This window comes from Roseateles subflavus (assembly GCF_030285365.1).
In the GTDB taxonomy this organism is placed as follows: Bacteria; Pseudomonadota; Gammaproteobacteria; order Burkholderiales; family Burkholderiaceae_C; genus Roseateles_B; species Roseateles_B subflavus.
In genome coordinates, this window is sequence record NZ_JASVDS010000005.1 from 114857 (window position 1) to 135768 (window position 20912).

Consider the following 20912-nt stretch of genomic DNA (forward strand, 5'->3'; position numbering starts at 1 on the left):
CGGGGTGTCGATGGCTGCACTGTGCCGGCGGCCCTGCCAGGCGTCTGCGGGGGCGCGACGAGGCGACGGCACCCGTCGCGAACGGCGGTGGCGCGGCGCGAAATGCAGCGCGCCGCCCCCTCAGCGACGCCGGCTGCCGCCCCCGCCGAGGATGCTGCCCAGCACGCCGCGCACGATCTCGCGGCCCAGCGAGCTGCCCATGCTGCGCAGGGCGGACTTCGCGGCAGCCTCGGCCAGCCCCTCGTGGCGACCGCCGCGCGGGCCCGTGCTGCCGAAGAGCACGTCCTTGAGACCGTCCATCAGCCCGCCGCTGGCTTCGGGCGCCGGAGCCGGGGCCGGGGCCGAACCGCGCTGCATCGCGCGCCGGGCCTCGTCGGCCATCGATTCGCCGGCGGGAGCCGGGGCTGGCGTGCCAGCGCGAGAGGGCGCCCCCGCGGCGGCCGGTGCGGCACCTTTCAGGCGTTCATAGGCGGACTCGCGATCCAGCAGCGTCTCGTAGACGCCGGCCACCAGCGAGTGCTGCAGCAGGGCCTGGCGCTGCTCGGGCGTGATCGGGCCGATCCGGCTGCCCGGGGGCAGGACGAAGACGCGTTCCGTGATGCTTGGCCGGCCCTTCTCGTCCAGCAGGCTCACCAGGGCCTCGCCCACGCCCAGCTCGCTGATGGCGGTGGCGATGTCCAGCCCCGGCTTGGCGCGCATGGTCTCGGCTGCGGCCTTGACGGCCTTCTGGTCGCGGGGCGTGAAGGCGCGCAGCGCGTGCTGCACGCGGTTGCCCAGCTGACCGAGCACGGTGTCGGGGATGTCCAGCGGGTTCTGGGTCACGAAGTAGACGCCCACGCCCTTGGAGCGCACCAGGCGCACCACCAGCTCGATGCGCTCGACCAGCGCATCCGGCGCATCCTTGAACAGCAGGTGGGCCTCGTCGAAGAAGAAGACGAGCTTGGGCTTGTCCAGGTCGCCCACCTCCGGCAGCGTCTCAAACAGCTCGGACAGCAGCCACAGGAGGAAGGTGGCGTAGAGGCGGGGCGCGGCCATGAGCTTGTCGGCCGCCAGGATGTTGATGACGCCCTTGCCCGCGTCGGTCTGCATGAAGTCGGCGATGTTGAGCATGGGCTCGCCGAAGAAACTGTCTCCGCCCTGGGCCTCGATCTGCAGCAGGCCGCGCTGGATGGCGCCGATGGAGGCCGCCGAGACATTGCCGTACTGCGTCGTGAACTCGCTGGCATGCTCGCCCACGTGCTGCAGCATGGCGCGCAGGTCCTTCAGGTCCAGCAGCAGCAGGCCCTGGTCGTCGGCGATCTTGAAGACGAGCTGCAGCACGCCCGTCTGCGTCTCGTTCAGGGCCAGCATGCGGGCGATGAGCAGCGGTCCCATGTCCGAGATGGTGGCGCGCACGGGGTGGCCCTGCTCGCCGAAGACGTCCCACAGCGTGGTGGGGCAGGCGACGGGAGCGGGGACGTCCAGGGCGCGCTCCTTGAGCACCGCCTGCAGCTTCTCCGAGGGCTGGCCGGCCTGCGAGATGCCGGTGAGGTCGCCCTTGATGTCGGCCATGAAGACGGGGATGCCGAGCAGGCTGAAACTCTCGGCCAGCTTCTGCAGGCTGATGGTCTTGCCGGTGCCGGTGGCACCCGTGATGAGCCCGTGGCGATTGGCCAGGGCGGGCAGCAGGTGGCACTCGATCTCGCCGTGTCGGGCGAGCAGGATGGGGTCGGCCATGCGGGGCTCCGGGGAAGAGGTGGTGGCGAAAGCTAAAATCGCAGTCTATCCAACACCATCACGGCTGGAGCGCACGGAATTCCACAGGGGAATCACGTCCGGCGCCAGGCGGCCGACCCGGAGAACAAGACATATGGCTGGTCATAGCAAATGGGCCAATATTCAGCACCGCAAGGGCCGTCAGGACGAGAAGCGGGGCAAGGTCTGGACCCGTCTGACCCGTGAAATCATCGTGGCCGCCCGTTCCGGCGGCGGCGACATCGCCATGAACCCGCGCCTGCGGCTGGCCATCGACAAGGCCAAGGCCGCCAACATGCCGGCGGACAACATCAAGCGCAACGTCGACAAGGCCACCGGCAACCTCGACGGCGTGACCTACGAGGAAATCCGCTACGAGGGCTACGGCATCGGCGGCGCGGCCATCATCGTGGACTGCATGACGGACAACCGCGTGCGCACCGTGGCCGAGGTGCGTCACGCCTTCAGCAAGCACGGCGGCAACCTGGGCACGGAAGGCTCGGTGGCCTTCCAGTTCAAGCACTGCGGCCAGCTGGTCTTCGCGCCCGGCACGTCGGAGGACAAGGTCATGGAAGTGGCCCTGGACGCCGGCGCCGAGGACGTGATCTCGGGTGACGACGGCTCCATCGAGGTGCTGACCGCCCAGGGCGACTTCGAGGCCGTCAAGAACGCGCTGGAAGCGGCCGGCCTCACCGCCGAGATCGCGGAGGTCACGATGCGTGCCGAGAACACCATCGACCTCGCCGGCGACGACGCCGCCCGCATGCAGAAGCTGCTGGACGTGATCGAGGACCTGGACGACGTCCAGGAGGTCTATCACAACGCGAGCATCGAACAATGAAGGTCCTCGTCCTCGGCAACGGCGGCCGCGAGCACGCCCTGGCCTGGAAGCTCTCGCAGAGCGAGCGCGTGAGCCACGTCTATGTGGCCCCCGGCAACGGCGGCACGGCGCAGGATGCGCGCTTCAAGAACGTGGCTCTCAGCGACGTCAAGGCCCTGGCCGACTTCGCGCAGGCCGAGAAGATCGCGCTGACGGTCGTGGGCCCCGAGGCCTACCTGGCGGCCGGCGTGGTCGATGAATTCCGTTCGCGCGGCCTGCGCATCTTCGGCGCCACCAAGGCCGCTGCACAGCTGGAATCGAGCAAGGCCTTCGCGAAGGACTTCATGAAGCGCCATGGCATCCCCACGGCCGCCTACGAGACCTTCAGCGACGCGGCCGCCGCCCATGCGTACGTGGATGCGCAGGGCGCGCCCATCGTCATCAAGGCCGACGGCCTGGCCGCGGGCAAGGGCGTGGTCGTCGCCATGACGCTGCCCGAGGCGCACGAGGCCATCGACTGGATCCTCGAGGACAACAAGCTCGGGGTGGTCCACAACGAGGGCGGCGCGCGCGTCGTCATCGAGCAGTTCCTGCAGGGCGAGGAAGCCAGCTTCATCGTGCTGTGCGACGGCCGCCACGTCGTGCCCCTGGCCACCAGCCAGGACCACAAGCGCCTGCTCGACAAGGACGAGGGCCCGAACACCGGCGGCATGGGGGCCTACTCGCCCGCGCCGGTGGTGACGCCCAACGTCCACGCCAAGGCCATGCACGAGATCATCATGCCCACGATCCAGGGCATGGCGCGCGACGGCATCCCCTTCACCGGCTTCCTCTATGCCGGGCTGATGATCGACGACCAGGGCCAGCCCCGCACCGTCGAGTTCAACACCCGCATGGGCGATCCCGAGACCCAGCCCATCATGATGCGCCTCAAGAGCGATCTGTTCGAGGTGCTCCTGCACGCCACGGACGGCACGTTGGACCAGGTCGAGCTGCAATGGGACCGCCGCGTGGCGCTGGGCGTGGTGATGGCCGCCGAGGGCTACCCGCTGAACCCGCGCAAGGGGGACGTGATCTCCGGCCTGCCTGCCGAGACCGAGGATGCCATCGTCTTCCAGGCCGGCACGGCCCTGAAGGACGGCCAGCTGCTTTCCAACGGCGGCCGCGTGCTGTGCGTGACGGCGCTGGGCGAATCGGTGCGCACCGCGCAGCAGCGCGCGTACCAGGCGCTGCACGGCATCCAGTTCGACGGCATGCAGTTCCGCCAGGACATCGGCTACCGCGCCATCAAGCGCTGATCGGCCGGTCCATGAGCAGCACCCCCACCGTGTCGTCCTTCGTTCCCAGCTCGCCCGACGGCCAGCCCGGCATGCCCCGCGTGATCGAGGGCGGCGAGCGCCTGCGCCGGCCGGGCAGCCGCCTGGCACGCGGCCTCCTGCGCCTCTTCGGCTGGCGCCTCGTGTACAGCGGGCTGCCGGCACGGCAGGGGGTCATCATGGTCTACCCCCACACCTCCAACTGGGACTTCGTCATCGGCGTCCTGGCGAAGTGGGGCCTGGGGCTGGAGCTGAAGTTCTGGGGCAAGGACTCGCTCTTCAAGCTGCCCGTCTTCGGGTCCTGGGTGCGCTGGATCGGGGGCATTCCCGTCGAACGTTCCAGCGCCAACGGCGTGGTGGCGGACACCGTCGCCCAGGTGCGTGCGGCCCAGCAGCGTCAGCAGATCTTCTGGCTCGCGCTGGCGCCCGAGGGCACGCGCTCGCGGACCGACGGCTGGCGCTCCGGCGCCTACCACGTGGCGGTGCAGGCGGGCATTCCTGTGGGCCTGGCCTATTTCGACTTCGAGCGCCGGGTGGTCGACCTCACCCATTTCGTGCAGCTGTGCGGCCAGCCCGAGCGGGACTTCGCCCACTTCGCGCAATACCTGGCCCCCGTGAAGGGCAAGCGGCCCGACCAGGCCAGCCCGATCACCCTGAAAGGCTCCAAGCGATGAACACACAGCTGGTGCGCGACTACCTGCTCGGACTGCAGCAGCGCATCATCCACGGGCTGGAGCAGCTCGACGGTCAGCCCTTCATCAGCGACGGCTGGGAGCGTGAGCCCGGCGGGCGCCTGGAGGGCGACGGCCTGACGCGCCTGATCGAGAACGGCGGCCTCTTCGAGCGCGGTGGCTGCAACTTCTCGCACGTGCGGGGTCGGGTCTTGCCTCCGTCGGCCACGCAGCACCGGCCCGAGCTGGCCGGCGCGCCCTTCGAGGCCATGGGCGTGTCCCTGGTCCTGCATCCGCACAACCCCTTCGTGCCCACGGTCCACATGAACGTGCGCATGTTCGCGGCCCTGCCGGCGGGGGCCGAGCCGGTGGTCTGGTTCGGCGGCGGCATGGACCTCACGCCCTACTACGGCTTCGAGCGCGACGCCCAGCACTTCCACCGCACCTGCCAGGCCGCGCTGGAGCCGCATGGCGCCCAGCACTACCCGCGCTTCAAGCAGTGGTGTGACGAGTACTTCTTCCTGAAGCACCGCAACGAGCCGCGCGGCATCGGCGGCGTCTTCTTCGACGACCACGCCGAGGGCGGCTTCGATGCCGCCTTCGGCCTGATGCAGTCCGTGGGCGATGCCTTCCTGCCGGCCTACGTGCCCATCGTCGAGCGCCGCCAGGGTCTGGCCTACGGCGAGCGCGAACGCGACTTCCAGGCCTACCGGCGCGGCCGCTACGTCGAGTTCAACCTCGTCTTCGACCGCGGCACGCTGTTCGGCCTGCAGTCGGGCGGGCGCACCGAGTCCATCCTGATGTCCATGCCGCCGCTCGTGAAGTGGCGCTATGACTGGCACCCGGAGGCGGGCACGCCCGAGGCGCGGCTCTATACCGACTTCCTTCGCCCGCGCGACTGGGCGAGCGAGAAGGCCACGCATCTATGGCTCTGAGCCCGGACACCGCCACGGGCACCGGCACTGCCGGCCCCGTGGGGCTGTTCGGTGGCTCCTTCGACCCGCCGCATCTCGCGCACCTGAGCCTCGCCCGCACGGCCCTGCAGCAACTGGGCCTGGCCGGGCTGCGCTGGCTGCCGGCGGGCCAGCCCTGGCAGAAGAAGGGCCGGACGCTGGCATCGCCGGCGCACCGTCTGGCGATGGTGCAGGCGCTGGTCGCCGGCGAGCCGCGCTTCGTGGTCGACACCACCGAGCTGGACCGTCCCGGGCCCAGCTACATGATCGATACCGTGGAGGCGCTGCAGTTGCGCTTTCCGGAGCGGCGCGAATGGTTCCTGGTCATCGGCCAGGACCAGTACGCGCGCCTCGCCAGCTGGCATCGCTGGCAGGAACTGTTGAAGCGACTCACCCTGGCCGTCGCGGCCCGGGCAGGTCAGGCGGTGAGCGCGGCGCCCGAGGTGGCGGCGGTGGCTCATCGCGTGGTCCGGCTGGACATGCCGGCCCTGGAGATTTCCTCCACCCTCGTGCGCGGGCAATGCCAGCGTGGCGAGGACATCACGCCCATGGTGGGCGACGGGGTTGCGCGCTATATTGCCCAGCACCGTCTTTACAGCGAGCACTGAATGGACATTCGTAAACTGCAGCGAGCCATCGTCGATGGTTTGGAAGACGTCAAGGCGCAAGACATCGTCGTCTTCAACACGGAGCACCTCTCGCCCCTGTTCGAGCGCGTGATCATCGCCTCTGGCACGAGCAACCGTCAGACCAAGGCCCTGGCTTCCAGCGTTCGCGAGACCGTCAAGGGCCGCGGCATGGCGGTGATGCGCACCGAGGGTGAGGACAACGGCGAATGGATCATCGTGGACTGCGGCGCCGCCGTCGTGCACGTGATGCAGCCCGCCATCCGCGAGTACTACCACCTCGAGGAGATCTGGGGCGGCAAGCCGGTCAAGCTGAAGGTCGCCACCGGCGAGACCAAGCTGGTCAAGGCCTCGGAGGACGCGAGCGAGGACAAGCCCGCGAAGAAGTCCGCCGCGAAGAAGCCGGCCGCCAAGGCTGTCAGCGAGGAAACCGCCGGCATGAAGGCCGCCGTCAAGAAGCCGGCAGCCAAGAAGGCCGCGGCCAAGACGCCGGTCGCGAAGAAGGCCGCCACCAAGACCACCGGCACCAAGGTCGCCGCGACCAAGACCGCCGCCAAGCCCGGCGCCAAGGCCCCGGCCAAGCGCCGCAGCACCGAGCTGAGCCCCCGCACCAAGGAAGCCGTGACGGTGAAGGTCGGCACCAAGAAGCCGGCCGCCAAGAAGGCCCCGGTGAAGGCCGCGGCCAAGCCGGCGGCCAAGCGTGCGCCGGTCAAGTCGGCGGCCAAGCCTGCCGCCAAGCCCGTGGCTCGCAAGCCCGCCGCGAAGAAGGCTGCCAAGTAAGGCATGCGTCTCCTGCTGATGGCCGTGGGCCAGCGTCAGCCCGGCTGGGCGGACGAGGCCTACGAGGACTTCGCCAAGCGTTTCCCCCCGGAAATGCGCCTGGAGCTCAAGGCCGTCAAGGCCGAGCCCCGGGGCGGCAAGAGCCCCGAGCAGCTGATGGCCGCGGAAGGCCAGCGGCTGGAGGCGGCGCTGCCCAAGAGCGTGCGGCGCATCGTGCTGGATGAGCGCGGCGACCGCGTCACGACCAAGCAGCTGGCCGAGCGTCTGGAACGCTGGAAGGGCGATGGTCGCGACGTCGCCATCTTCATCGGCGGCCCCGACGGCCTGCACCCCGACCTCAAGGCCAAGGCCGACGAGCTGCTGCGACTTTCCGATCTCACGCTGCCGCACGCCTTCGTGCGCGTGCTGCTGGCCGAGGCCCTGTACCGGGCTTGGTCCGTGATGGAAGGCCATCCCTACCACCGCGAGTGAGGCCCATGGCTGAGTTCATCTACCTGGCGTCGCAGAGCCCGCGCCGCCGCCAGTTGCTGGAGCAGATCGGCGTTTGGCACGAGCTGCTGCTGCCCGGTGCCGACGAGGACGCGGAAGCCCTCGAGGCCGAGCGCGAGGGCGAAAGCCCCGATGCCTACGTGCAGCGCGTGACCCTCGCGAAGCTCGATGCGGCTCTGGCGCGACGGCAGCGCCGCGGCCTGCCCGTGGCGCCGGTGCTGTGCTCCGACACCACGGTGGCACTGGGCAGCCGCATCCTCGGCAAGCCCCGCGATGCGGACGATGCGCTCGCGACGCTGCGTTGCCTGAATGGCCAGGAGCACCGCGTGCTGACGGCCGTGGCCGTGGGCGAGGGCGCGCGCCGGGCGCTGCGCGTCAGCGTCTCGACGGTGCGTTTCGCGACCGTCGACGACGAGGCGCTGCGCCGCTACGCCGCCAGCGGCGAGCCCATGGGCAAGGCCGGCGCCTATGCCATCCAGAGCCAGGCCGCGGCCTGGATTTCCCACATCGCCGGCAGCTATTCAGGCATCATGGGCCTGCCCCTTCACGAGACCGCGCAGCTGCTGGCGGACTTCGGCCTGAAGGTCTGACGGCCGCGGCCCCCGCCGCCCGGACCCTGGCATGATGGGGTCAGGTCTTGCGCCGACGTGCAAGACGCCGCCTCGAACGCTGGCGCCAGCGGTGATGCCACCGCTGGCGCGAGCGCTGGAGCCCAAGCAATGGAAGATATCCTCATCAACTGGTCTCCCCAGGAGACACGCGTCGCCGTGGTCGAGAACGGCGCCGTGCAGGAGCTGCACGTCGAACGCACCCTGGAGCGCGGCCTGGTCGGCAACGTCTACTCCGGCCGGGTGGCGCGCGTGCTGCCGGGCATGCAGTCGGCCTTCATCGACATCGGCCTGGAGCGCGCTGCTTTCCTGCACGTGGCCGACCTCCATATCGCGGGCCAGACGGGCCGCGGCCACCATGCCGAGAGCGGCACGCCCACGCCCATCGAGCGCCTGGTCTTCGAGGGTCAGGCCTTGACGGTGCAGGTCATCAAGGACCCCATCGGCACCAAGGGCGCGCGGCTGTCCACGCAGATCTCGATCGCCGGGCGCATGCTCGTGCATCTGCCGCAGGACGAGCACATCGGCATCTCCCAGAAGATCGGCTCGCCCGAGACCCGCGAGCAGCTGCGCCAGCGCATGCAGGCCCTGGTGGGCAAGGCGGACGAGGGCGGCGGCGGGGGCTTCATCCTGCGCACCAACGCCGAGGACGCGAGCGACGAGGAGCTGGGCTCCGACATCGCCTACCTGCGCAAGACCTGGGCGACGATCCGCGAGCGCAGCTTCCGCTCGCCGCCGGGCACGCTGCTGCATCAGGACCTGAGCCTCGTCGAGCGCGTGCTGCGGGACCTGGTGAGCGAGCGCACGGGCTCCATCCGCATCGACTCCCGCATGCAGTACGAGGTGCTGCACGGTTTCGGCGAGATGTACATGCCCGCCGCCGTGGCCAAGCTCGAGCACTACCGCGGCGAGCGGCCCATCTTCGACCTCCACAACATCGACGGCGAGATCGATCGCGCCCTGGCGCGCCGGGTGGACCTGAAGTCCGGCGGCTACCTCATCATCGACCAGACCGAGGCGATGACGACGATCGACGTCAACACCGGCGGCTTCGTCGGCGCCCGCAACTTCGACGACACGATCTTCAAGACCAACCTCGAGGCGGCCGGCGCCATCGCCCGGCAGCTGCGCCTGCGCAATCTCGGCGGCATCATCATCGTGGACTTCATCGACATGACCCGCGAGGAGCATCGCGCCTCGGTGCTGTCGGAGTTCCGCAAGCAGCTGGCCAAGGACCGCACCAAGGTCACCGTGGGGGGCTTCACGCAGCTGGGCCTCGTCGAGATGACCCGCAAGCGCACCCGCGAGTCGCTCGCGCGCATGCTCTGCGAGCCGTGCCCGACCTGCGAGGGCCGCGGCCAGGTCAAGACGGCCCGCTCGGTCTGCTACGACATCATGCGGGAGATCCTGCGCGAGGCGCGGCAGTTCGCGCCCAAGGAGTTCCGCGTGGTGGCGGCGGCCAATGTGGTCGAGATGCTGCTGGACGAGGAGAGCCAGCACCTGGCCGGCCTCTCGGACTTCATCGGGCGGCCCATCTCCCTGACCGCCGAGCCGACCAACCAGACCGAGCACTACGACATCGTGTTACTGTGATTCCCGGCAGGGGAGGCCGCCTGCGGCACAATCGGCGGACCGCCGCCGGGCTCGCGTCCTGGCGGCCCTTGCAGCCGACGTGCGCTGCGTCCGAACGCTGACTTCCCGACTCGCCGATGAACCGCACCTTCCTGCCCGTCCCGTCCCCGAGCAACCCGCTGCGCCGCCGCCTGCTGGTGTCCTGCGCGGCCTCCGCCGCCGCCTTCAGCCTGCCGGCCCGGGCCCAGTTCCGCGTCGAGATCTCCGGCGTGGGCGGGACGCAGATCCCCATCGCCATCGCAGACTTCCGGGACGAGTCGCTGGCCGGCCAGTCCGTCGCCGCGATCGTGCGGGCCGACCTTGAGCGCAGCGGCCAGTTCCGCTCCGTGGCCACGCCGGCCGGGCTCTCGGAGGCCATCAGCCCGAACTTCAATGAATGGCGCGGCAAGCAGGCCGACGCCCTGGCCGCCGGCTCCATCGCCCGCCTGGCGGACGGCCGGCTCGACGTGCGGCACAAACTCTGGGACGTCGTCCGCGGGCAGGACCAGGGCGGTGAGGCCCAGGCCGTGCACCCCGACGACGTGCGCCTGGCCGCCCACCGCATCGCCGACAGCATCTACCAGAAGCTCACGGGCGACCGCGGCGTCTTCGCCACCCGCATGGCCTATGTCACCAAGACCGGCCCGCGCTACCAGCTGCGCATCACCGATGCCGACGGCGAGGGCGGCCAGATCGCGCTGAACAGCCCCGAGCCCATCATCTCGCCGGCGTGGTCGCCGGAAGGGCGCGAGATCGCCTATGTGTCCTTCGAGACGCGCAAGGCCGTGGTCTGGCTGCAGGACCTCTCCACCGGCCGCCGCCGTGCGCTGGCCGACTTCCGCGGCTCCAACAGCGCACCGGCCTTCTCGCCGGACGGGCAGCGCCTGGCGCTCACGCTGTCGCTGGCCGGCGGCTCGCAGCTCTTCACCATCAGCCGCAACGGCGGGGATCCGCGCCGCCTGAGCCAGACCCGCGCGATCGACACCGAGCCGGTCTACAGCCCGGACGGCCAGCAGATCTACTTCGTCAGTGACCGCGGCGGCTCGCCCCAGATTTACCGCATGCCGGCCACTGGAGGCGAGGCCCAGCGCGTCACCTTCAACGGCAGCTACAACATCAGCCCGTCCCTCAGCCCGGACGGCAAGACCATGGCCTTCATCACCCGCGAGGGCGGCTCGACGTTCCGCCTGTGCGTGATGGACCTCGTGACGGGGCAGTCGCAGAAGATCACCGAGTCCACCGACGACGAGAGCCCCAGCTTCGCGCCCAACGGCAAGCTGATCGTCTACGCCACGCGGGCCGGCGGCCGCGACGTGCTGATGACGACGACGCTGGACGGCCGCATCAAGGCCAAGCTCGTGGCCAGCACGGCCGATGTGCGCGAGCCGACGTGGGGGCCGTTCGGCCGCTGAAGGGGTGGGGGCGACCGCCATTCATGACCCCCCGGCAGCATTTGGTTCCATCTGATCGTGGCCTGTGCCCGAAGTCATGTGGGCTTTGAGTCAAAATACGGCCCGAGCCGGGACCGCCTCGGCCGCCGGATGCGTTCGAAGTGAACAAACGGACATTGAGGATCCAAGGAGAGAAATGATGCAATTGCACAAGTTGGCACTGGGTGTGCTCGTGGCTGCCGGTCTGGCCGCCTGCTCGTCGACCAAGCTGGAAGAGCCGGCACCGGTGGTGACCCCGCCCGCGCAGCCCCCGGTCGTCCAGAAGGAAACGCCGCCGCCCGTGACCAAGGTGAACACCGTGGACCTGGACTCCGAGCTGCTGAACGCCGCCAACGCCAAGGGCCGCACCGTCTTCTTCGACTTCGACAGCTTCGTGGTCAAGGGTGAGTACACCCCCCTGATCGAAGCCCACGCCAAGCGTCTGAAGAACAACGCCAAGGTCAAGCTGAGCCTGGAAGGCCACGCTGACGAGCGCGGCGGCCGCGAGTACAACCTGGCCCTGGGCCAGAAGCGTGCCGAGGCCGTGGCTCAGTCCATGAGCCTGCTGGGCGTGGCCGCTGGCCAGGCTGAGCCGGTGAGCTTTGGCAAGGAGCGTCCTGCTGTGGAAGGCCACAACGAGGAAGCCTGGGCCAAGAACCGTCGCGTCGAACTGAAGGACAAGTGAGATGCAGGCCTTGCGACCCCGTCTGAGTGCCCTGGCCCTGGTCTGCGCGACCCTGGCCGTGAGCCTGCCGGCGCGTGCCGGCTTGTTCGAGGATGACGAGGCCCGCAAGGCCATCCTGGACCTGCGGGCGAAGCTGCAGCAGATGGAGGACGCCCAGCGCGTCCGCCAGGAGCAGCTGAGCTCGCAGTCCCAGGACCAGCAGTCGGCGCAAGCGCGCAGCCTGCTGGACCTCAGTGCCCAGATCGAGGCCCTGCGCGTGGAGATCGCCAAGCTGCGCGGTCAGAACGAGCAGCTGGCCCGCGACCTCGCCGAAACCCAGCGCCGCGTCACCGACCAGGCCCAGAACCTGGACGCCCGCCTCAAGCCGCTGGAGCCGCAGAAGGTCAGCCTCGACGGCAAGGAATTCAACGTCGATCCCGAGGAACGCCGTCAGTACGAAGCCGCCATCGGCGCCGTGCGCAAGGGTGATTTCGCCGAGGCCGTGTCCGGCTTCAATGCCTTCCTGAAGCGCTATCCCGCCAGCGGCTACGCCGACTCGGCCCGCTTCTGGCTGGGCAATGCCCAGTACGGCAAGCGCGACTACCGCGACGCGATCACCAGCTTCAAGTCGCTGATCGTGGCCAACCCCGAGCACCCGCGTGCCGCCGAGGCCCTGCTGGCCCTGGCCAACTGCCAGATCGAGCTCAAGGACCTGAAGTCCGCCAAGCGCAGTCTGGAAGATCTCGTGAAGGCCTATCCCGGCACCGAGGCAGCGCAAGCCGCCAAGGAACGACTCAAGGCCCTCAAGTAGTCATGGCGGGTCAGGCAAGACCTGGCCCCATCCTCACGATTCCCCGAACCCCGCCCGGATTGCTCAGGCGGGGTTTTGCATTTCTGATGTGTCACCATGAACGCCATGAGCGAACAGCCCCCGCCCATCCCCGCCGTTGCGGACCCTGACAGCGAGCGCCGCTTCGGCGGCCTGCGCCGTCTGTATGGCGAGCGCGACTACCAGCGCCTGCGCGGCGCGCGCTTTGCCGTGGTGGGCGTGGGCGGCGTGGGGTCCTGGGCCGTGGAGGCGCTCGCACGCTGCGGCGTGGCCGAGCTGGTGCTGATCGACCTCGACCAGGTCGCGGAGTCCAACATCAACCGCCAGATCCAGGCGCTGGGCAGTACCGTGGGGATGGCCAAGATCGACGCGCTGCGGGACCGCATCCGCGATATCCATCCCCAGTGCCGGGTGGTGGGCATCGAGGAGTTCGTCGAGCCGGGCAACTGGCCGGATCTGCTGCAGGGGCGGGCGATCGACGGCCTCATCGACGCCTGCGACCAGGTACGTGCCAAGGCGGCGCTGGCGGCCTGGGCGCGGCAGACGGGCCATGCCTTCGTGACGGTCGGCGCTGCCGGCGGCAAGCGAGCCTCGCATTTGCTGGAGGTGCAAGACCTGGCCCTCACCACGCACGACCCGCTGCTGGCGAGCCTGCGCCAGCGCCTGCGCAAGGAGCACGGCCTGGCCCGGCAGGGCAAGATGGGCGTGAGCTGCGTGTTCTCGCGCGAAGCGGTGCAGCGACCGGAGGCGGCCTGCGCCGTGGACGGGGGCGCGCCGGGCCCGGTGGACGGCAGCCTCAACTGCGCGGGCTATGGTTCCAGCGTGATGGTCACCGCGGCCTTCGGCATGACTGCCGCCGCGGAGCTGGTGAAAGAATTTTTGCAAACCTCTTGCGCGGACTGAAAAACTGCTCCTATAATCTGAGGCTCTGCTGATGAGTACAGCGCTGAAGCAAACGGCTTTAAACAAGCCGGGTCGTTGAGGCAGCCGTAGCTCAACAAGGCTCGGGTTGTTAGCTCAGTCGGTAGAGCAGCGGACTTTTAATCCGTTGGTCGCAGGTTCGAATCCTGCACAACCCACCAGTTTCGGTCGGTTTCGATCACGGGCTCTTAGCTCAGTTGGTAGAGCAGCGGACTCTTAATCCGTTGGTCGTAGGTTCGAATCCTACAGGGCCCACCAAGTTTTCTTGGCAGGCGTGATCGAAGGCGATGAGGGATTGGGCTCTTAGCTCAGTTGGTAGAGCAGCGGACTCTTAATCCGTTGGTCGTAGGTTCGAATCCTACAGGGCCCACCAAAACAGACAGGGACTCGTCGAAAGACGAGTCCCTTTTTGTTTTGCGCTGTGTGCTCGGCCCGGTGCCGGTCGCTCCTCGTGCGCCTTTGCACGCTTGCCGGCCGCTTCAAGGTGCCAATCCCGACCGCCGACGCGCCTGTGAAGATTTGTTTCAGTATCATTCGGGGTTTGTCCGCGCCTCTTCCCGGCGCGGCATGGATTCCGGGGATCACAGGGCGATGGACAGCAGCAAGGACACCCTCAGCCTGGGCGCGGCGCCCCGGGGCGTCGGCCTGCGCCTGGGGCCCTGGCAGCTGGACATGCAGAGCCGCCGCGACGCTGGCCGCCTGCTCGTCGGCTTTCTGGTCTTTCACCTGCTGCTGTGGGTCGTCAGCTCCGCGCTGACCCACCGTGCGCCGCCCTGGGACAACATCGAGCAGCTCGTCTGGCAGCAGTCGCTGCAGTGGGGCTACTACAAGCATCCGCCGTTCCCGACCTGGTGGCTCAGCTTCTGGACCACGCTGCTGGGCAACTCGATCTGGGTGACCTTCTTCGCCGCGCAGCTGAGCGTGGTGCTGATGCTCTACATGGTCTGGCGCATCGGCCTGCTGGTGATGTCGCCGGCACGCGCGCTCAGCGCCGTGCTGCTGAGCAGCCTGCTGATCTACCACGGCATCCACGGCATCATGGCCAACCACAACACGGTGCAGCTCATGCCCGTGGCGCTGCTGCTGTGGACGGGCCTGCTGGCCGTGCGCGAGGGCGGCTGGGGCCGCTGGCTGCTGGCCGGTCTCGCGGCGGCGCTGTGCATGCTGACCAAGTACAGCGCGCTCATCTGGCTGGCGGTGCTGGGCCTGTGGATGCTCCAGGACGTGCGCATGCGCCGCCTGCGCCCCTGGCTGGGGGCAGGTCTTGCCCTGCTGGTGGCTGCGGTGCTGTTCGCGCCGCACATCCAGTGGCTGCTGCGCGAGGGCGCGCCGAGCCTCGGCTACGTGAGCAAGGCCGTCAACGGCGAGAACGATGCCTCCACGCTTGGCCATTGGGGGCGGCTGGCCAACTTCGTGGTGATCCAGTTCGGCCGCGCCTTGCCGCTGCTGCTGGCGACGGGGCTGATGGCAGGGCTGCTGCGCGGCAAGGCGCGGTGGCCGCTGGCAGACGCGCCCGAGCGTCCGGAAGCGCGCTTCATCACCTTCATGGCCCTCGGCCCGGTGCTGCTGACGTCCCTGCTGGGCGTGGCCGGCGTGAAGCTGGGATCCGCCTGGGCCGCGACCTTCTTCGTGGTGCTGGGCCTGTGGCTGATGCGCTTCGTGCCGGCCCATGAGCCCCATCGCATGGTGCGCACGGCGCTCACCATCGCGGTCGTCTTCGAGCTGCTGATGGCGCTGAGCCAGGTCGTGGTCAACGGCTGGCTGGTGGACCTCAAGGACCGCCCGGCCCGCGCGAACTTCCCCGCCCAGAACCTGGCCGCGCAGGTCGATGCCGTCTGGCGCAAGCACCAGCCGGGGGCACTGCACATCGTCGTGGGCGAGACGTGGCTGGCGGGCAATGTCTCGGTGCATGCGCCGACGCACCCGCTGGTGTTCCTCGACGCCGACCCGCAGAAGTCCCCCTGGGTGAAGCCGGAGATGATCCGCCAGTGCGGGGCCCTGATCGTGGTCGACGTGCGCGACCTGGGCCAGCTGCCGCCCGCCGTCGACGACCTGCGCGAGCAGGCCTATGCCCAGGGGCAGATCGACCTGCCCTGGACGCGGCGTGGCACCGGCCCGCATCTGCAGGTGGAATGGTCCATCGTGGCGCCGGAGAAGCCCGGCCTGTGCCCGCTGCACTGAACCGCGGCCGGCCGAGGCCGGCTAGCATGGCGCGATGAAGCTGTACCTGCTCTTCCTGCTCGTGGCCGCGGCGACGGTGGCCAGCCCCGGCCCCGGCGTGATGCTCTCGCTCAACAACGCCCTGCGGCTCGGCTGGCGCGGCAGCCTGCCGGGCATTGCCGGCGTGGCGGCAGGCGCAGCCGTGGTAGCCGGCATCTCGGCCACGAGCCTCGGGCTGCTGCTGGCACAGTCGGCGCTGGCCTTCACCGTCATCCAGCTGCTCGGCGCGGGCTATCTGGTGTGGCTGGGGATCAAGCTGTGGCGTGCCCCGGCCCAGGACTGGGCGGACGCCGGGCAGGCGCCCGTCCTGAGCCCGTCGCGGCGTTTCCTCGAGGGCCTGACGCTGCAGTTCACGAATCCCAAGGCCATCGTCTTCTTCCTGTCCATCCTGCCGCAGTTCGTGGACCCGGCCCGGCCGGCGGGGCCGCAGCTCGTGCTACTGGTGCTCAGCTATGCGGGGCTGGTGCTTCTCATCCACAGCCTCTACGCCTGGGCGGCGCAGTCGGTGCGGCAGTTCCTCGGCTCGGCCCGGGGCCGCCGCTGGTTCCAGCGCGGCAGCGGGCTCGTGTTCATCGGCTTCGGCCTCGCCCTGGCGCGCGCCGGGCGCTGAGGCCTCGCGCGGCGCCCGCGCGCGCAACCCCTCGCGCGGCGGGCCTTTCAAGGCCTTCGCTCGTTTGCCGAGGTCCCCTGGGCTAGACTGCCCGGCTTGCGAGAGTCCCCCATGAGCATGAATCAAGAAGCCCTGGTGCTGCAGGCCCTGCAGCGCGTCCTCGACCCTGTCACCCAGCAGGATTTCGTCAGCAGCAAGCAGATCCGGCAGCTGCGCATCGAGGGCGACGCCCTGAGCTTCGAGCTCGAGATGGGCTACCCGGCCGCCGGCCTGCACGAGACGCTGCGTAAGTCGCTGACCACCGCGGCGCTCGGCGTGCCCGGCATCGCCCGCGTGGACATCCGCATCAGCACCCGAATCGTGGCCCATGCCGTGCAGCGCGGCGTGCAGCTGCTGCCCGGCGTGAAGAACATCGTGGCCGTGGCCTCGGGCAAGGGCGGCGTGGGCAAGAGCACCACCGCGGCCAACCTGGCCCTGGCCCTGGCGGCCGAGGGCGCCCGCGTGGGCCTGCTCGACGCCGACATCTACGGCCCGAGCCAGCCCCTGATGATGGGGGCCAGCGGCCAGCCGCAGTCCGAGGACGGCAAGACCATGGAGCCCCTGATGGCGCATGGCGTCCAGCTCATGTCCATCGGATTCCTCGTCGCCGAGGACCAGGCCATGGTCTGGCGCGGCCCCATGGCCACGCAGGCGCTGGAGCAGCTGCTGCGCCAGACGAACTGGCACGACCTGGACTACCTCATCGTCGACATGCCGCCCGGCACCGGCGACATCCAGCTGACGCTGTCGCAGCGCGTGCCCGTGACGGGCGCCGTCATCGTGACCACGCCGCAGGACATCGCGCTGATCGACGCCAAGAAGGGCCTCAAGATGTTCGAGAAGGTGGGCGTGCCCATCCTCGGTCTGGTCGAGAACATGGCGGTGCACATCTGCACGAACTGCGGCCATGCCGAGCACATCTTCGGCGCCGAGGGCGGCCAGAAGATGGCCGCGCAGTACGGCCTGCCGTATCTGGGCGGGCTGCCGCTGGCGATGTCCATCCGCGAACAGGCCGACGCCGGCCGCCCGAGCGTGGTGGCGGACCCCGATGGCGAGATCGCGCAGCGCTACCGCGGCATCGCGCGCCAGGTGGCCGCGCGCATCGCGAGCCAGGCGAAGGACTACTCGTCAAAGTTCCCGACCATCACCATCTCGAAGAACAGCTGAGGCCATGAGCGCGGCCGCTCCCGACCTTCTGCAGGCACTGCTGGCGCGGCATTCCGTCGGCCCCAAGCATCTCGTCGAGCCGGGCCCGGACGAGGCGCAGCTGCAGCGCATGGTCGAGGTCGCGCTGCGCGGGCCGGATCATGGCGAGCTGGTGCCGTTCCGCTTCAAGTGGGTGGGCGGCGAGGCGCGCGAGCGCATGGCGGCGCTGTTCGCGGCCGCGGCGCGGCGCGCGGGCAAGGACGAGGCGGGGGCGGCTCTCGATGCCGAGCGGGCCCTGCGCCCGCCGGTGACCGTGGCCGTGGTGGCCCGCATCGACATGGGCCACCCGCAGGTCCCCGCGCACGAGCAGTGGGCCTGCGTGGGCGGCGCGCTGGCGAACTTCCTCAATGCGGCCCACCTGATGGGCTATGGCGCCAAGATGCTCTCCGGGGCCAAGGTGCGGGACACCGACATCGTGGCGGCCTTCTGCGAGCCCGGCGAGACGCTGCTGGGCTGGATCGCCCTGGGCACCGCAGCCAAGCCTGGCCGTGCGTCGCGCAAGCCGGCAGCGGACGCGGTGCTGCAGCGCTGGCCGGGGCGCGCCTGAACGGCGGGCTCAGGCTTGCGGGGCCTGGGCGTCGCGGATGAGCGTGGGGCCCACGCGGCTCTCGATGGTGGCGAGCATGTCCTTGCCCCAGCCCAGCGCGAACAGCACTTCCCCGACGACGAACATCGGCCCCACGAGCAGGCCCACGAGGTCATCCACGAAGGCCGGCTTGCGGCCCTCGTAGTAGTGGCCGACGAACTGGATGATCCAGCCGACCACGAAGCTGCCCACGCCCACGGTCAGCCAGGCGGCGGTCGTCTCCTGGGCGAAGGGCGTGGCCAGGGCCATCAGCAGGGCGTTCACGGCCACGGTCGCCAGGCCCAGCACGAGGGCACCGCGCGTCAGGTACCACAGCGCCGTGACGGCGCACAGCAGCCAGGCGCCATTCGCCTCCAGACCGCCCACGGCCAGCGGGATGCGCGCCAGCAGCACCCCGATGGCGAACACGATCAGCGGGATGCCCACGAAGTGCGTGGCGATGTTGCGGCGGTCCCGGTGGTAGGCGGCGTACTGGGCCATCAGGTCCAGGGCAGGGCGGAAGGGGCTGGCCATGGCGGGTCTCCACGTTTGTCTTGATATCCATCAGCTTAGGCAGCGGCGAGCATTCGTACTGTCAAACATTCGACACTTGGCCCCTTCCAAAACCCACACCCGCGCCTGAAGGTCCGGACGCCCATGCCACTCGACGCCGCCGATCACCGGGCCCTGGCCGGGAGCCGCTGGTTCGCCCGCTGCGAGCCCGCCCTGCAGGAGGCCCTGCGCTCGCTCGGCCACGGGCTGAGCCTGGTGGATGGCGAGCGGCTCTTTCATCGGGGGCAGTCCTCGGCGGGCCTGTGCTGTGTGCTGGACGGCGCGCTGAAGGTCGGGCGCCTGGCCCCGGACGGCTCGCAGAGCCTGCTCGCGTGGCTGGAGCCGGGGCAGTGGTTCGGCGAGATCTCGCTGCTGGACGGCCTGCCCCGCACCCACGACGTGGTGGCCGATGGCCCCTCGCGCCTGTGGCTGGTGCCCGAGGCGGCGCTGCTGGACTGGCTCGGCGCGAACCCGGCGCACTGGCGCAGCATCGCCCGCCTGGCCTGCGCCAAGCTGCGCCAGACCTTCGAGGTGCTGGAGGACATCGCCCGTCTGCCGCTGGAGGCGCGCCTCGCCCGGCGCCTGCTGCAGGTCGCACAGGGCTATGGCGAGCAAGACCTGACCCCCGCGCCCGAGGCCCCGCCCCGCGAACTGCGCCTGCCGCAGGAGCAGCTGGCGCTGATGATGGGCGTGAGCCGCCAGACGGTGAACAAGGCGCTGAAGTCGCTGGAGGCGCAGGGCTTCATCGCGCTGCGCTACGGCGGCATCGCGCTGCTGGACGCGCCCGCCCTGGCGGCGCTGGGGCAGAATCCCGGCCATGACTAAGCTGCCGCGCGTTCGCATCCAGACCGAGGACTTCGACCTCAGCGCCGAGTGCGCCGCCCTGCGTGCCGACGACGGCGGCGTGGGGGCGGTGGTGAGCTTCGTGGGCACCGTGCGCGGCGGCGACGGCCAGCCCGGCGTGGAGGCCATCTCGCTGATGGAGCTCGAACACTACCCGGGCATGACGGAAGCCGCCATCGAGGCCATGATCGACGAGGCGCACCGCCGCTTCGACATCCGCGCCGCCCGCGTGATCCACCGCGTGGGGCCGCTGGCGCCGCGGGCGCAGATCGTCGGCGTGTTCGTCAGCTCGCGGCACCGCGGGCAGGGCTTCCAGGCCTGCGAGTTCCTCATGGACTACCTCAAGACGCAGGCGCCGTTCTGGAAGAAGGAGCACGGCCCGGATGGCGCGCGCTGGGTCGACGCCCGCGAGGTGGACGACGCCGCGCTGGCGCGCTGGGGCATCACCTCCGACAACGCCGGAGCCGCGGCATGAGCCTGCCGCTGCAGGTGGCGGCGATCGCCCTGGGCGCGAGCGCCGGGGCACTGGCCCGCTGGGGCGCGGGGCTGTGGCTCAATGCCCGCTGGACGGGCTTTCCGCTCGGCACGCTGCTGGTGAACGTGGCCGGTGGCTTCATGATCGGCCTGGCGCTGGAGTGGTTCGGCCGCATGCCCCACGAGACGGCGCGCCTGCTGGTCGTGACCGGCTTCCTGGGCGGGCTCACCACCTTCTCGAGCTTCTCCGGCGAGTCGCTCGCGCTGCTGCAGCGCGGCGACGTCGGCCTCGCGCTCGTGCACACGGGCGTGCACGTGCTGGGCTCGCTGATGGCCGCGGCCGCCGGCCTGGCGCTGATGCGGGCCGCGCTCAGCTGAGTCTGGCGCGGCGCTCAGCCGTAGCGGTGCAGGCCGTCGAACTGCGCCTTGCCCAGTGGCAGGCCCTGCTGGCGCAGCAGCAGGTAGACGGCACTCAGGTGGAAGAAGAAGTTCGGCAGGGCGAACTCGTGGATCCATGCGCGCAGCGGCATCCGCAGCCAGGCCTGGCCCGCGTCGCCCTCGACCGGGCGCTCCGGCGCCGCGAAGTCCTGCGGCGTCCAGCCCTCGACCTGGCGCAGGAGCGCCGCCACCTGGGATCGCAGGCCGGCCAGGTCCTGCGGCCAGGCCGGGTACTGCACCTCGGTGCCACGCAGCACGGCGTGCAGGCGCGGCACGAAGTTGCCGCAGATCAGGACCTGCGTGTGCAGCGGGAGCATGTCCGGCGCGAGGCGGGTGGCCAGCAGCGGGGCCTCGTCCGCCGGCCCACGCCGGCAGTGTGATTGAGCCAGATCAAGCAGGCCGTCGAGCTGGCGGAGGTAGCGTTGGAGCGTGGGCACGGTGCTGAGCTGCAGGGCGCCCGGCGGCTCGGCGGCGACGGTGCAGACGGGGGTGGCGGTCGGCTGTGACATGCGC

23 protein-coding genes and 3 tRNA genes are annotated in these 20912 nt (G+C 70.0%); 23 read left to right on the forward strand and 3 right to left on the reverse strand.

Features of this window, described 5'->3' with window-relative positions; all coding sequences use genetic code 11:
* Positions 1 to 120: 120 nt before the first annotated feature.
* Entirely contained in the window at positions 121 to 1716 is a 1596-nt protein-coding gene (locus QRD43_RS17255) for a helicase HerA-like domain-containing protein (protein WP_285983746.1), read from the reverse strand.
* Between the two features lie 133 nt (positions 1717 to 1849).
* Here QRD43_RS17255 and QRD43_RS17260 point away from each other — a divergent pair, with 133 nt between their 5' ends.
* The 20 genes from QRD43_RS17260 to QRD43_RS17355 all read left to right on the forward strand — a co-directional run bounded on the left by QRD43_RS17260 (position 1850) and on the right by QRD43_RS17355 (position 18074).
* Positions 1850 to 2575, forward strand: a complete 726-nt coding sequence (locus QRD43_RS17260; protein WP_285983747.1) for a YebC/PmpR family DNA-binding transcriptional regulator — start codon at positions 1850 to 1852, stop codon at positions 2573 to 2575.
* The gene (gene purD / locus QRD43_RS17265) at positions 2572 to 3852 is read left to right on the forward strand and encodes a phosphoribosylamine--glycine ligase (protein WP_285983748.1); all 1281 of its coding nucleotides are present in this window, start codon (positions 2572 to 2574) and stop codon (positions 3850 to 3852) included. Before QRD43_RS17260 ends, purD begins: the two co-directional genes overlap by 4 nt.
* An 11-nt stretch (positions 3853 to 3863) precedes the next feature.
* Entirely contained in the window at positions 3864 to 4544 is a 681-nt protein-coding gene (locus QRD43_RS17270) for a 1-acyl-sn-glycerol-3-phosphate acyltransferase (RefSeq protein ID WP_285983749.1), read from the forward strand.
* Positions 4541 to 5476, forward strand: coding sequence for an oxygen-dependent coproporphyrinogen oxidase (hemF, locus tag QRD43_RS17275; RefSeq protein WP_285983750.1), 936 nt, complete (start codon positions 4541 to 4543; stop codon positions 5474 to 5476). The genes QRD43_RS17270 and hemF overlap by 4 nt, the downstream gene beginning before the upstream one ends.
* A complete protein-coding gene (gene nadD / locus QRD43_RS17280; protein ID WP_285983751.1) occupies positions 5467 to 6102 on the forward strand; it encodes a nicotinate-nucleotide adenylyltransferase in 636 nt (211 codons plus the stop codon). Before hemF ends, nadD begins: the two co-directional genes overlap by 10 nt.
* Complete coding sequence (gene rsfS, locus QRD43_RS17285) at positions 6103 to 6900, forward strand: ribosome silencing factor (RefSeq protein WP_285983752.1); 798 nt, start codon at positions 6103 to 6105, stop codon at positions 6898 to 6900.
* Between the two features lie 3 nt (positions 6901 to 6903).
* Entirely contained in the window at positions 6904 to 7371 is a 468-nt protein-coding gene (gene rlmH, locus QRD43_RS17290) for a 23S rRNA (pseudouridine(1915)-N(3))-methyltransferase RlmH (protein ID WP_285983753.1), read from the forward strand.
* 5 nt (positions 7372 to 7376) lie between these two features.
* A complete protein-coding gene (locus tag QRD43_RS17295) occupies positions 7377 to 7979 on the forward strand; it encodes a Maf family protein (RefSeq protein WP_285983754.1) in 603 nt (200 codons plus the stop codon).
* A 129-nt stretch (positions 7980 to 8108) separates the two neighbouring features.
* Complete coding sequence (gene rng / locus QRD43_RS17300) at positions 8109 to 9590, forward strand: ribonuclease G (RefSeq protein WP_285983755.1); 1482 nt, start codon at positions 8109 to 8111, stop codon at positions 9588 to 9590.
* Positions 9591 to 9706: 116 nt separating this feature from the next.
* The gene (gene tolB, locus QRD43_RS17305) at positions 9707 to 11020 is read left to right on the forward strand and encodes a Tol-Pal system beta propeller repeat protein TolB (RefSeq protein WP_285983756.1); all 1314 of its coding nucleotides are present in this window, start codon (positions 9707 to 9709) and stop codon (positions 11018 to 11020) included.
* 178 nt (positions 11021 to 11198) lie between these two features.
* A complete protein-coding gene (pal, locus tag QRD43_RS17310) occupies positions 11199 to 11723 on the forward strand; it encodes a peptidoglycan-associated lipoprotein Pal (RefSeq protein ID WP_342399046.1) in 525 nt (174 codons plus the stop codon).
* Between the two features lies 1 nt (position 11724).
* Positions 11725 to 12513 carry a tol-pal system protein YbgF gene (ybgF, locus tag QRD43_RS17315; protein WP_434063903.1) on the forward strand — a complete coding sequence of 263 codons (789 nt, stop codon included), beginning with the start codon at positions 11725 to 11727 and terminating at the stop codon, positions 12511 to 12513.
* A gap of 105 nt (positions 12514 to 12618) precedes the next feature.
* Positions 12619 to 13434, forward strand: coding sequence for a tRNA threonylcarbamoyladenosine dehydratase (locus QRD43_RS17320; RefSeq protein ID WP_285983759.1), 816 nt, complete (start codon positions 12619 to 12621; stop codon positions 13432 to 13434).
* A gap of 103 nt (positions 13435 to 13537) precedes the next feature.
* Positions 13538 to 13613, forward strand: a tRNA-Lys gene (locus QRD43_RS17325).
* A 21-nt stretch (positions 13614 to 13634) separates the two neighbouring features.
* Positions 13635 to 13710, forward strand: a tRNA-Lys gene (locus tag QRD43_RS17330).
* A gap of 39 nt (positions 13711 to 13749) precedes the next feature.
* Positions 13750 to 13825 (forward strand) — tRNA-Lys (locus QRD43_RS17335).
* A gap of 218 nt (positions 13826 to 14043) precedes the next feature.
* Positions 14044 to 15633 carry a glycosyltransferase family 39 protein gene (locus QRD43_RS17340; protein ID WP_285983760.1) on the forward strand — a complete coding sequence of 530 codons (1590 nt, stop codon included), beginning with the start codon at positions 14044 to 14046 and terminating at the stop codon, positions 15631 to 15633.
* 34 nt (positions 15634 to 15667) lie between these two features.
* Complete coding sequence (locus tag QRD43_RS17345; RefSeq protein ID WP_285983761.1) at positions 15668 to 16282, forward strand: LysE family translocator; 615 nt, start codon at positions 15668 to 15670, stop codon at positions 16280 to 16282.
* Between the two features lie 111 nt (positions 16283 to 16393).
* A complete protein-coding gene (apbC, locus tag QRD43_RS17350) occupies positions 16394 to 17488 on the forward strand; it encodes an iron-sulfur cluster carrier protein ApbC (protein WP_285983762.1) in 1095 nt (364 codons plus the stop codon).
* Between the two features lie 4 nt (positions 17489 to 17492).
* Positions 17493 to 18074, forward strand: coding sequence for a nitroreductase family protein (locus QRD43_RS17355; protein ID WP_285983763.1), 582 nt, complete (start codon positions 17493 to 17495; stop codon positions 18072 to 18074).
* 9 nt (positions 18075 to 18083) lie between these two features.
* Here QRD43_RS17355 and QRD43_RS17360 read toward each other — a convergent pair whose 3' ends face one another.
* Positions 18084 to 18626 (reverse strand): Mpo1 family 2-hydroxy fatty acid dioxygenase, encoded by a 543-nt coding sequence (locus QRD43_RS17360; protein WP_285983764.1) that lies wholly within the window; start codon positions 18624 to 18626, stop codon positions 18084 to 18086.
* A 123-nt stretch (positions 18627 to 18749) separates the two neighbouring features.
* On the opposite strand from QRD43_RS17360, the gene QRD43_RS17365 reads away from it, so the two are divergent.
* Genes QRD43_RS17365 through crcB form a run of 3 tightly spaced genes read left to right on the forward strand, consistent with a single transcriptional unit; the run spans position 18750 to position 20339 of the window.
* Positions 18750 to 19469, forward strand: coding sequence for a Crp/Fnr family transcriptional regulator (locus QRD43_RS17365; protein WP_285983765.1), 720 nt, complete (start codon positions 18750 to 18752; stop codon positions 19467 to 19469).
* Complete coding sequence (locus tag QRD43_RS17370; RefSeq protein WP_285983766.1) at positions 19462 to 19962, forward strand: molybdenum cofactor biosynthesis protein MoaE; 501 nt, start codon at positions 19462 to 19464, stop codon at positions 19960 to 19962. Before QRD43_RS17365 ends, QRD43_RS17370 begins: the two co-directional genes overlap by 8 nt.
* Positions 19959 to 20339, forward strand: a complete 381-nt coding sequence (gene crcB, locus QRD43_RS17375; protein WP_285983767.1) for a fluoride efflux transporter CrcB — start codon at positions 19959 to 19961, stop codon at positions 20337 to 20339. The genes QRD43_RS17370 and crcB overlap by 4 nt, the downstream gene beginning before the upstream one ends.
* A gap of 14 nt (positions 20340 to 20353) precedes the next feature.
* Here crcB and QRD43_RS17380 read toward each other — a convergent pair whose 3' ends face one another.
* Positions 20354 to 20908 carry a DUF1993 family protein gene (locus QRD43_RS17380; protein ID WP_285983768.1) on the reverse strand — a complete coding sequence of 185 codons (555 nt, stop codon included), beginning with the start codon at positions 20906 to 20908 and terminating at the stop codon, positions 20354 to 20356.
* Positions 20909 to 20912: the final 4 nt, after the last annotated feature.